This window comes from Furfurilactobacillus sp. W61-4, assembly GCF_057545565.1.
In genome coordinates, this window is sequence record NZ_BAAJNZ010000001.1 from 288,841 (window position 1) to 301,036 (window position 12,196).

Consider the following 12,196-nt stretch of genomic DNA (forward strand, 5'->3'; position numbering starts at 1 on the left):
ATATATGAGAAAGAGGTTTTCAGCATGGAATCGACGCCCACTGTGAACGTAATTGGGGCCGGGTTAGCCGGCAGTGAAGCAGCCTATCACCTTGCAAAAATGGGTGTGCCGGTACGCTTGTACGAGATGCGCCCGACTAAGTTAACCCCAGCGCACGAAACCGGTAATTTTGCCGAGTTAGTTTGTACAAATTCTTTACGGGCCAATCAGATCAGTAATGCGGCAGGTTTATTAAAAGAAGAAATGCGCCATTTGGATTCTGTTGTTTTGCGGTCTGCAGATGCCAATGCTGTGCCAGCCGGCGGAGCGTTGGCTGTTGATCGTAAACCCTTTGCCGAACAGATCACTGCCGAAGTCAAAGCCTTACCTAACGTCACGGTTATTAGTGGTGAGGTCACGGAAATTCCAGCCGGTATCACGGTAGTTGCCACTGGACCATTGACTGATGGACCTTTAGCGCAAGCGATTACAGATTTTACTGGTGAGGACGACTTACATTTCTTTGACGCAGCAGCGCCCATTTTAAATAAAGCGTCACTTGATTTAAACACGGTTTATCTGAAATCTCGTTATGATAAAGGTGAAGCTTCTTATTTGAATGCACCAATGGATGAAGACCAGTACAACGCGTTTTATGACGCCCTTATTCACGCCGAGACAGCGGAAGTTCACGACTTTGAGGATAATGATGTCTTCGAAGGCTGTATGCCCGTTGAAGTGATGGCTAAACGTGGTCGACAAACGTTACTTTATGGACCGCTGAAGCCGGTTGGCTTAGAGGATCCTCGAACGGGCAAGCGGCCATTCGCCGTGGTTCAATTGCGTCAGGATAACGCAGCGGGAAATTTGTACAACATCGTTGGGTTTCAGACCCATCTGAAATGGGGCGAGCAAAAGCGTGTCTTTCGGCTCATTCCTGGTTTAGAGCAAGCGACATTTGTTCGCTATGGTGTCATGCACCGCAATTCTTTCTTGAAATCACCAAAGTTATTACAGGCAACCTATCAGACTCAGCAAAGAGCGAATTTGTTCTTTGCGGGTCAGATGACCGGCGTGGAAGGGTATATTGAAAGTGCCGCTTCTGGGATCGTTGCTGGGATTAATGCCGGTCGACTAGCGCTAGGTCAACAGCCGGTCATTTTTCCGGAGACAACCATGATTGGTGCAATGGCGCATTATATTACTTCAGCCGACGCTGATCGATTCCAACCAATGAATGCGAACTTTGGGATCGTCCCGAGCCTGCCACAACGAATTCGTGACAAACATGAACGTAACACAGCAGTTGCCCAGCGGGCCTTATCGGTGCTTGATGACTTTTTACCAGCGATTGGTATGACTACTAAGACTGGCGACGCTGCGGAAAAGCTGCTTAATTAAGACTGATTCATTGCTTGTCAAGCCCTCGCTAATTTGCTAACGTAGCAACTAGCGAGGGTTTTATCATGAATGAAAAACAACGCTCGTCAGCAACTAGTTGGCGAGATCTCTTTTTGGAGTATCTACGTGTGGAGCGGCGATACGCCAGTAATACAATTGCCGCTTATCAACGAGATATTGATGAATTCTTTGATTTTTTACAGTCAACTGGTGAGCAGCCGACTCAAGCAGCCATGAACGCCTTGGATCACTTGGATATTCGTGTATACTTAAGTGAGTTATACGATCAACAAGATGCTCGACGGACAACAGCGCGCAAGTTGTCCTCATTGCGTTCTTTTTTTAATTTCCTCGTTAAGAACGATTTAGTGCATGACAATCCGTTTGTTTATATCAACTTAAAACAACAACCGGAAGCCCTGCCAGAATATTTGTACGATGATGAGATCACAACATTGTTGAAGACAGCTAGTGGCGATGGCACTAGGCCATTACAATTCCGCGATCGGGCACTGCTTGAGATGCTCTACGCGACGGGAATGCGGGTGTCTGAATGTGCTGAGTTAACGTACGCGCAGTTGGATCGGACAAATTTAATGGTCTTAGTTCGGGGGAAAGGCGACAAAGAACGTTATGTGCCCTTTGGACATTTTGCAGCGACAGCTTTAACTGACTATGAGCGACAATGTCGTACACCACTCATGACCAAATACCATCGACAGCATGACCAAGTCTTCATTAATCGGCTGGGTGATCCCTTAACTGCGGGCGGAATTGAGTATATCCTTAAACAGGTTATGCAGCGAAGTCACTTACCGGGATCACTTCATCCCCATATGTTGCGGCACTCATTTGCGACCCAAATGTTAAATGGTGGTGCGGATTTGCGGACGGTTCAGGAATTGCTGGGACATTCTAGCTTGTCCACAACTCAAATCTACACCCACGTCAGTCAGGCGAAGCTTCAGGAAAATTATCGGAACTTTTTCCCACGCGCCGTCGACCATGGTCAAGGTGGCCCCAACGAGCCTAAGCAATGACGCGATTATTTCACGCTTGAAAATGAGCCTGCTTGATTCAAAATTGGAGGTTAGAACATGATTACGTTAACAAACGGGGCGTTACGCGTCACGATTAATGAACTGGGTGCGGAATTGACCAGTGTCCGTGATATTGAGTCAAATACAGAATATATGTGGCAGGCAGATCCGTTGTTTTGGGGTCGTCATGCACCCGTATTGTTTCCAATTGTGGGTCGACTTCATGACGATCAATATCAATTTAATGATCACACGTATCATATGACCCAACATGGCTTTGCTCGCGATCAGAATTTTTTGGTGACGAGTCAAAGCCAAACAAGTGTCACGTTTACGTTGAAAGATAATGACGACACGCGCGCGCAATATCCGTTTTCCTTCCAATTGGATGTGATGTACAGTTTGCTCGAACGCCAAGTGAGCGTTGAATATCGCGTTGTGAACCCTGGTCACGAGCCGTTGTTCTTCTCCATTGGTGGGCATCCAGGTTTCAATATTCCAATGGGGACTACGGCTGGAACCTTTAAGGATTACACAATTTCAGCTACGCCAGCGCAAGTCTATCCTTCCTTGACCTTAGCTGGTCCGTTTAGCGATGTTGAAAATCCGACTACCATCAATTTGGAACGGCCCTTACAGTTGAATCACAACTTATTTGAGCAGGACGCCAAGATCCTAGACTTAGGCCAGCAGGAAACGACACTAACGTTGACCTCAAATTTAAACGAACGTGGCGTTGCCATGACACTGCAGAATGCAGACTATGTGGGCATTTGGTCGCCATTTCCGCAGAAAGCGTCATTTGTTTGCATCGAACCATGGTGGGGAATCGCTGATGCAGTGAAGAGTGATGGTCAACTGGAGCACAAGTTCGGTATTCATCAATTAGTTCCGCAATCAATGTTTAACGCTGACTTTAGTCTTGAATTTTTCTAAATTAAATTTATCGATATAAAAAGACGTTTACTAACGGTTTTAAAACTGCTAGTAAACGTCTTTACCTGTCGTCAAAGGTGGCAATTTATTTTTTGTTGGCCGAGGTCGGTGTCTGGTCAGTGGGTGTCGCGTGATCGTCTGAATCGGTAGCTTTTTGCGGGTGTTTTTGCCGATAGCGGTAGTAACTACCAAAGGGAACAAGATTTTCCGTGCCGGCCATAATTCGGTCGATGTTAGCGCGATGGCGATAAAAGATAAACAGGGTCAAAACGAAAGCAACGGTGGTCAAAATGCCATCATGCAACAATAGTGACGTAAATGTGATAATAGTCATCGCGCCCATTGATGCCACAGAAACCATGCTTGAAAGGTAGACCAAACTGGCGAAGACGGCACTGGCAAATAAGAAAAAGGGAAAATTATAACCGGCTAAAATACCAGCACTCGTCGCCACCGCCTTGCCACCTTTAAAGCCATCAAAGATCGAATAAGTGTTACCTAGAATAGCCGCTAGTCCAATGAGCAAACCATTGACGGCCCAACCATGAATCATTGGTGCACCAAAGAGGGCGACTTGACCTGAAGCAAGGGCACCTTTCAAAATATCTAATGCCATGACAGTCGTTCCGGCGGTTCTTCCTAGTACGCGATAAGTGTTAGTCGTCCCAATGTTGCCAGAACCTTCTTGACGAATATCTTTATGGAAAAAAAGTTTGCCGACCCACATTCCTGAAGGTATTGCACCAAGGAGGTAGGCAACGATTAGCATAATGAGTAGTTTTACCATGATTATCTTCCTTCGCTCGAACTGAATGGCTTACATTTTAGCATGAACCGCCATGAGTGACCAGCTTGACTGGTAAGTGAATAATGGTGCACTATCAATTCTAAATGCGCGACCTGGGTTAAAATTACCCATGTCAGTCGGCCAGTTCTATGGTATTTTAGTTTAGATAGCCTTTCACAGGCATAGCTTAACTGCATCAATTAATTAACAACTGTTTTTTTAAGAGAGGATGTTACCAATATGGCTTCTTCAGCCGAACAGTACGACGCAACAAGCATTCAAATTTTACACGGTCTTGAAGCAGTCCGTAAACGCCCCGGGATGTACATTGGTTCTACCGATGCTCGTGGCCTTCATCACTTAGTTTATGAAATTGTTGATAACGCCGTTGACGAGGCCTTAGCCGGCTTTGGTCAAGAAATCAATGTCACCATTCATCCAGACAATGCCATTACCGTTAAGGATCACGGTCGCGGAATGCCAGTCGGGATGCATGAGTCTGGTATTCCCACCCCGGAAGTTATCTTTACTGTATTACATGCAGGTGGCAAATTTAACAACAGCAGTTATAAAACCTCTGGTGGTTTGCACGGGGTTGGTTCGTCGGTTGTTAATGCACTATCAGAATGGTTAACGGTGACCATCGTCAAAGATGGCGTCAAGTATCAAGAGGACTTTAAGAACGGGGGACAACCAGTTGGTACATTAGTTAAGCTGGGAAAGACCAAGGAGTCTAACGGAACCACTGTTTCTTTTAAACCGGATCCGAGCGTCTTCACGACGACTGTTTACAATTTCAGCACACTTGAGGAACGCTTACGCGAGTCTGCGTTTTTACTCACCAATGTGAAGATTACGTTAACTGATGAACGCGCTGAACAAGAGCGGACGGAAGAATTTCATTATCCTGAAGGCATTAAAGAGTTTGTCGCCTATTTAAACGAAGACAAAGATACGTTAGGCGATGTGATGTACTTTGATGGTAGCCGGGAAGGCGTTGAAGTGGAAGTTGCGGCGCAATATAACGATGGTTATTCAGAAACGATGTTATCGTTCGTTAATAATGTGCGTACGCCTGGTGGTGGGACGCATGAAGCTGGCCTGCGGGCTGCTTGGACCAAAGCGTTCAATGAATATGCCCGTAAAGTAGGTTTATTGAAAGAAAAAGATAAAAATCTTGAGGGTTCCGATGTTCGTGAGGGGCTATCCGTGGTTATTTCATTGCGGATTCCAGAGTCTATTTTGGAATTTGAAGGTCAAACTAAGGACAAGCTGGGAACTAATGAGGCGCGAACCATTGTTGATAACGTGGTTAACGAACAATTAGGTTTTTATTTAATGGAAAACGGCGAATTTGCGCAGATGCTAATTCGCAAGTCTTTGCAGGCTCGTCAGGCCAGAGAAGCCGCTCGAAAAGCACGAGACGAGAGTCGTAATGGTAAAAAGAAGGGCCGACAAGAACGCCTCTTATCTGGGAAACTAACGCCGGCTCAGTCTAAGAATGCAGCGAAAAATGAATTGTTCTTAGTCGAAGGTGATTCAGCTGGTGGCTCTGCAAAACAAGGGCGGGATCGCAAATTTCAAGCTATTTTACCGTTACGTGGTAAAGTGCTCAATACGGAAAAAGCCAAGTTGCAAGACATCGTCAAAAATGAAGAAATTAACACGATGATCTACACAATTGGAGCCGGTGTCGGAGCTGACTTTAACTTAAAGGATGCCAATTACGACAAGATCATTATCATGACTGATGCCGATGATGATGGCGCTCATATTCAAATTTTGCTCTTAACCTTTTTCTATAAATATATGCGTCCAATGATTGATGCTGGACGCGTCTATATTGCGTTACCGCCCTTATATAAATTACAACGAGGTAGCGGTGCTAAGACGCAAATTGAATACGCTTGGACTGACGCTGAATTAGGTCAGAAGGAAAAACAGATTGGACGCGGTTATTCCTTACAACGTTTTAAAGGGCTTGGTGAAATGAACGCCGATCAGTTATGGGAAACCACGATGGATCCGACGACGCGCACATTGATTCGGGTTCGAATTGACGACGCTGCTTTAGCTGAGCGACGGGTGACAACGTTAATGGGCGATAAAGTTGAACCACGACGGAAGTGGATTGAAGAAAACGTGGCCTTTAATTTAGAAGAAGAAGGGTCCATTTTAGATAATACGGCCGTTAGTTCAGCTCATCAGGCGCCTGACACTGATCCCCAACCAGCTGATGCAACGTCAGAGACAAAGTCAGCCGGACCAACCATTACGATTTGGGATCAAGAAGATGAAAGCTAAGTAAGTGATGAGTCGTGACTAAAGTTAGAGAGGAGCTGCATCTGTGGCAGAGCAAACACAAAATATTCAAGAATTAACACTTGAAGACGTCATGGGTGAACGGTTTGGTCGTTATTCCAAATCGATCATTCAGGATCGGGCATTGCCAGACATTCGTGATGGTCTAAAACCGGTTCAACGCCGGATTTTGTATGCCATGAATAAAGACGGCAATACGTATGACAAGGGGTTTCGTAAGTCGGCGAAATCCGTTGGGAATGTGATGGGGAATTATCATCCACATGGCGATTCGTCGATCTATGAGGCGATGGTGCGGATGAGTCAGGACTGGAAGTTACGTGATCCGTTGGTTGAGATGCACGGAAATAATGGTTCCATTGATGCTGATCCACCGGCTGCGATGCGATATACCGAAGCCCGGTTAAGCAAGATTTCCAATATGATGTTACAGGATATCGATAAAAATACGGTTGACTTCGTGCCAAACTTCGATGATACCGAGCAGGAGCCAACTGTTTTACCAGCGCGTTTTCCCAATTTACTTGTGAATGGGGCCAGCGGTATTTCGGCCGGTTATGCAACAGAAATCCCACCGCATAATCTAGGCGAGTTAATTGATGCACTCGTGTATTTATTAGCCCATCCCAACGCGGATACCGCTGCATTAATGACATACGTTAAGGGGCCTGATTACCCCACTGGTGGGATTTTGCAGGGTCTTTCTGGTCTTAAAAAAGCGTATGAAACCGGGGCGGGACGGGTCGTGCTCCGTTCACAAACGTCGATTAAATCACTTAAAGGTGGCAAACAGGCCATCGAAATTACGGAAATTCCGTATGAAGTAAACAAAGCGTTGCTGGTTAAAAAAATGGACGAGATCAGGATCGCTAAAAAAGTCGAAGGCATCGTCGAAGTACGTGACGAGTCAGATCGATCGGGCTTGACGATCATGGTAGAGCTAAAGGCAGACGCTGACGCCCAAGGTATTTTGAATTATTTATTGAAAAACACCGATTTACAAATCACCTATAACTTCAATATGGTGGCCATTCACAATATGCGGCCAGAGCGAATCGGTTTAAAGACCGCATTGCAAGCCTATATTGATTTTCAACGTGAAATCATTACCAAACGAACGCGATTTGATTTAGACAAGGCGCAGCAACGACAGCATATTGTTGAAGGATTAATCAAGGCCTTATCCATTTTGGATCAGGTAATTGCAACGATTAGAGCGAGCCAAAATCGTAAAGACGCTAAACAAAACTTGGTCAAACAGTATGACTTCACGGAAGCACAGGCTGAGGCAATTGTGACACTGCAATTATATCGGTTGACGAATACTGACGTGACTGAGTTACAAAAGGAACACGATCAACTGACAAAAGAAATTACGCGTTTATCGGATATTTTGGCCAATGATGCCTCACTTCGCCAAGTCGTGCGTGCGCAAATGCAAGCAATTAAAAAGGCCTTTGCGACACCGCGACTAACTAAAATTGAAGCCGAAATTGAGGAGCTAAAGGTTGATCGTACTGTCACGGTAGCCGATGAAGAAGTCGTCTTGATGGTTTCTCACGATGGCTACATTAAGCGCAGTTCAGTTCGTTCATACCAAGCTTCATCCACTGATGATAACGGGCTAAAGGAAGAAGATTATCCAATCTTATTGCGGAAAGTGTCGACGCTAGATCATCTGTACATGTTTACCAATCGTGGCAATCTGATTTACCGACCTGTGCATGAAGTGGCTGATGCACGGTGGAAAGATACGGGTGAACATATTTCTCAATCGATTGGGTTAGCTGATGACGAATCACTGATCGCAGCCTTCACCTTTAACAGTCTCGATACCACTGGGCGTTTTGTGATTGCTACGAAGATGGGATTGATTAAGCAAACCGCCTTGGCTGATTTATTACCAGGACGAACTTATCGTAAACATGCGCAAGTCTATGAAAAGTTTAAGTCGGCTACCGATTATGTTGTCAACATTCAATTTGTGGACCAGGAGGCGCCGCTTACGGTGATGCTCATGTCGCAGCACGGACTTGGCTTACGTTATGACTTAGCCGAGGTCCCGACTAATGGGGCCAGAACCAGCGGCGCTAAGTCGATGGATCTGCGCGACGGCGACATTGTGACGAATCTGCAATTAGTGTCAGAAACGGATGAAGTTATGGTGGTAACGCAACGTGGGGCACTAAAGAAGATGGCTGTTAGTGAAGTTCCTGTGACCAGCCGGGCGCGCAAGGGTGTCTTGTGCTTGCGCGACTTGAAGGCAGAACCACATGAGATCGTTGATTTCGTGAGTTTTCCTGCCAAGAGCCAGCAGCCAGTCGAAATTATTACAAGCCACGACATACGGCATGATATATTGCCCATGGATCATGCACTGAATGCTAGATATTCAAATGGATCTTTTGTAATTGACGTCGACACAGAGGGACTGCCGGTTGCCATTCGAATGAAAGTGCTGGCTTTGATGCTCAGTTAAAATGCCTTAACTTTGAGTAAGTCGCCAAAAACGGGGACTTACTCTTTTTCCTTTCAGTCAAATCAGATCGTTGTATGGTAGGTCGATTAGAAAAATTAGGTTTCGGTTATTAAAAAATAATTGCGTTTAAGATTTAATCCTTGCGTGGAGCGGGGATTGCTGCGTACAATTATCGTATTGAAAAGATATAATTTATACATGAAGTGAATACGAAGAAAGGTGGCCATAAGATGAAAAGTAAGCAGGAGACAATTTTCTCTTCGAAAACATTAACCTACTTTTTACAGCTTGCTGATACAATGAACTACACGCAAGCGGCCCAAATACTGGGAATAACCCAGCCAGCATTAACTCAACAAATCAAAAAATTAGAACGGACGGTTGGCGCACCATTATTTTACTCCGTGGGTAAAAAGCTTCGCTTATCTGAAGCCGGTCGGACTATGTTGAATGCGACTCATGAGATTTACGAGGTGTTAAATCAAGCCACGGATGAAATCCAACAATCGACCTCGGCCGACTCTGGCGAGATCAATGTCGGGCTGCTCGCCTCGATTGAATATTCTGTTTTTGAGGACTTTGCAATTCAGTATTATAAAGAAAATCCAGATGTGACGATCAGTTTTCACATGTTAACGCGTAAGGAAATTTGGGATCGCTTGGAGAATAACCGGATTGATTTAGCGATTATGTATCTGCCTGACGATAGCATTAAGAATTGGAAACCGTATCGGTCTAAGAAGATCATTACCGAAGACTTATTGTTCATTCATCATAATGAGAAATTTGCTGGTCGTAAAAAGATTCGCTTAAAGGACACCTTAAATAATGTTTGGGTGACCTATCCGCGTGAATACTACTTGGATCAAGTTATCCGTGAAAATTATAAAAATGCGATGGTGGACACGCCAAACTCAGTTGCCCGGTTCACGACGCCTGATCAAATTTATGAATTTTCTTCAGCTACGGGCGCATTCACAGCCTTGCCAAATAGCTACATTTTGGCTAAAGGAGCGCAAGATAACATGTATTCAGCTCAATTTGAACCAGGAATTAAATTTGACTTAGCGTTCGTTTTCCGTAAAGATAAAGATGAGATTCCGCGGGTAGGTCGTGTGCTCAATGCTTTTGACCAATATTTAGCTGAACAAGACTACACTACCCGGCTAACTCACATTCATGATGAAAAATATCGTAATAGTGAAGGAGCAAAAGACTAATGGCAAAAGAACTTGTTTTTGGACACCAAAGCCCAGATACGGACGCTATCGTTGCGGCGAAGGCATTTTCGTATTTGCAAAATCAACTCGGCTTTGATACAGAGGCAGTTGCCCTAGGTGAACCAAATGAAGAAACACAGTTTGTGTTAAATTATTTTGATGAACCAGCCCCACGCGTGATTGAAAAGGCCGGATCAGAAGTTAGTGCAGTGATGTTGGTTGATCATAATGAACATCAACAAAGCGTTGCCGATATCGATGATGTCACCGTTACGCACGTGGTCGACCATCACCGAATTGCCAATTTTGAAACGGCATCGCCTTTATACTATCGGGCGGAACCGGTTGGATGTACAAGTACCATCTTAACGAAGCTGTTTGACGAAAATAAGATTGAAATCCCAGCTCAGCTGGCTGGTTTGATGTTATCAGCCATTATCTCAGATACGTTGTTATTAAAATCACCGACAACCACTGATGACGATAAGGCGGCTGTGATTGCACTAGCCGAGATTGCTGACATTGACTACCAAACGTACGGCCTCGAAGAATTAAAGGCTGGTACCAATTTAAGTGCTAAGACGGAAGCTGAATTAGTTCAGCAGGACGCAAAATCATTTGAGATGGGCGGCAAGACGGTGCGCATTGACCAAATCAACACGGTTGACTTGGATGAAGTTTTTGCTCGCCAAGCTAAACTTGAGGCGGCCATGGCTACTGAAGCCCAAGCTAACGGTTATGATCTATTCTTAGTGCTCGTTACGAATATTTTGGATAGTAATTCTCGCCTGCTCGTTTGGGGTGAACCAACGGCGGCGGTTGAGAAGGCCTTCAATACGACACTTACGAATCATACCGCTGATTTGCCAGGGGTAGTTTCACGTAAGAAGCAAGTGGTACCACCACTGCAAGATGCCTTCTAAAATTTGATTTGAATCGATTGCGCGGGATCTAAATTGGCAAGTTCGTCTGTGAGCGGAACTGGTTGATTTGGTTCCCGCGTTTTTGCTTCGCGACTGGTTTTTAAAGGCTCAATGAATAAGCTTAAAAGATTGTATCCGCGTGACGGTCGCGCCATAATTAATTCGTAGCGTTGATCATTAAAATCATTTTTCGGAGGTAGTCACAATGGCAGCACAACATGAATTATCATTTGATGATGAAGTCAAGGCCCAGTTGCAACCGTTGTTAAAGGATGGCAATCAACTGTTATTAAGCTATGACGACGGGGTCGGTCCGTATTCGCATCATGGCCTAGTCGCTTTGCAAGTCTCATTTCAGCTCGTTATTGTTGGCCAAGATGCCGACGTTAGCGATTATGAAGAAACGTTGCCATCTAACCTTGGTCCAGTTCGGTACAAGGGCTATTCTGGTCGTTTCTTGGGTCATGAACTACACGCTTCGTTTAACAGCTTAATGCACGCGATTAAGCTGTCTGACGAGGGTGAACAGATTGATGATAATGTGGCTGTGATTGTTGACGATAGCGCAGCCAAATGAGCACAACCTTTCGATAAAGCTGCTTGTAAAATGATCCTAACGGGAGATAGGATCATTTTAGTCTAGACGAGTTCGATGGGGCACTGAGCACATCCCTTGCTTATCTGGTCAGATGGGTGATAATACTTACTTGTAGTAAGGAATTTAATTTACAGATCAGGAGGCTACTTTTATGAGATTAATGATTACACCGGCTGCTCAAGCAAAATTAGCACCCTTGATGAAGCCTCATACACAATTATTATTAAGCTATGATGATGGTGTAGGTCCTTATTCTGCGGTCGGATTTTGCTCGCTGGATACTGCCTTTGATCTACTGGTGGTTGACCAAGACCAAGCCATACCTGATTATGATGAAACGATTGATTCAAATCTTGGCGAAATTAAGGTTAAAGGGTATAGTAAGGCTCAGTTAGCCGATCAGATGCGATTGGATTTAAACCCCACGTTTAATACGCTGCGACTAACCAGCGATCATGAACAGTTGGATCCTAATGTCCAACTAAAGGATCTCACGACACAACAGGTCTAA

At 44.9% G+C, this 12,196-nt stretch carries 10 protein-coding genes; 9 read left to right on the top strand and 1 reads right to left on the bottom strand.

Annotation, left to right across the window (positions count from 1 at the left end):
* The first annotated feature begins 24 nt into the window (after positions 1-24).
* From trmFO to AC27FN_RS01445, 3 genes are all read left to right on the top strand, one after another.
* Positions 25-1,380 carry an FADH(2)-oxidizing methylenetetrahydrofolate--tRNA-(uracil(54)-C(5))-methyltransferase TrmFO gene (gene trmFO / locus AC27FN_RS01435; protein ID WP_487166250.1) on the top strand — a complete coding sequence of 452 codons (1,356 nt, stop codon included), beginning with the start codon at positions 25-27 and terminating at the stop codon, positions 1,378-1,380.
* A gap of 65 nt (positions 1,381-1,445) precedes the next feature.
* Positions 1,446-2,420: a tyrosine recombinase XerC gene (gene xerC, locus AC27FN_RS01440; RefSeq protein ID WP_487166251.1), complete on the top strand. Its 975-nt coding sequence runs from the start codon at positions 1,446-1,448 to the stop codon at positions 2,418-2,420.
* Between the two features lie 57 nt (positions 2,421-2,477).
* Positions 2,478-3,356: an aldose 1-epimerase family protein gene (locus tag AC27FN_RS01445; RefSeq protein WP_487166252.1), complete on the top strand. Its 879-nt coding sequence runs from the start codon at positions 2,478-2,480 to the stop codon at positions 3,354-3,356.
* 85 nt (positions 3,357-3,441) lie between these two features.
* Here AC27FN_RS01445 and plsY read toward each other — a convergent pair whose 3' ends face one another.
* Complete coding sequence (plsY, locus tag AC27FN_RS01450) at positions 3,442-4,143, bottom strand: glycerol-3-phosphate 1-O-acyltransferase PlsY (protein ID WP_487166253.1); 702 nt, start codon at positions 4,141-4,143, stop codon at positions 3,442-3,444.
* A gap of 240 nt (positions 4,144-4,383) precedes the next feature.
* Here plsY and parE point away from each other — a divergent pair, with 240 nt between their 5' ends.
* The 6 genes from parE to AC27FN_RS01480 all read left to right on the top strand — a co-directional run bounded on the left by parE (position 4,384) and on the right by AC27FN_RS01480 (position 12,196).
* Positions 4,384-6,447 (top strand): DNA topoisomerase IV subunit B, encoded by a 2,064-nt coding sequence (gene parE / locus AC27FN_RS01455; protein WP_487166254.1) that lies wholly within the window; start codon positions 4,384-4,386, stop codon positions 6,445-6,447.
* 43 nt (positions 6,448-6,490) lie between these two features.
* The gene (gene parC / locus AC27FN_RS01460) at positions 6,491-8,944 is read left to right on the top strand and encodes a DNA topoisomerase IV subunit A (protein WP_487166255.1); all 2,454 of its coding nucleotides are present in this window, start codon (positions 6,491-6,493) and stop codon (positions 8,942-8,944) included.
* 230 nt (positions 8,945-9,174) lie between these two features.
* The gene (locus AC27FN_RS01465) at positions 9,175-10,164 is read left to right on the top strand and encodes a LysR family transcriptional regulator (protein ID WP_487166256.1); all 990 of its coding nucleotides are present in this window, start codon (positions 9,175-9,177) and stop codon (positions 10,162-10,164) included.
* Positions 10,164-11,087 carry a manganese-dependent inorganic pyrophosphatase gene (locus AC27FN_RS01470; RefSeq protein WP_487166257.1) on the top strand — a complete coding sequence of 308 codons (924 nt, stop codon included), beginning with the start codon at positions 10,164-10,166 and terminating at the stop codon, positions 11,085-11,087. The genes AC27FN_RS01465 and AC27FN_RS01470 overlap by 1 nt, the downstream gene beginning before the upstream one ends.
* 205 nt (positions 11,088-11,292) lie before the next feature.
* A complete protein-coding gene (locus tag AC27FN_RS01475) occupies positions 11,293-11,664 on the top strand; it encodes an iron-sulfur cluster biosynthesis family protein (protein WP_487166258.1) in 372 nt (123 codons plus the stop codon).
* Positions 11,665-11,836: 172 nt separating this feature from the next.
* The gene (locus AC27FN_RS01480) at positions 11,837-12,196 is read left to right on the top strand and encodes an iron-sulfur cluster biosynthesis family protein (RefSeq protein ID WP_487166259.1); all 360 of its coding nucleotides are present in this window, start codon (positions 11,837-11,839) and stop codon (positions 12,194-12,196) included.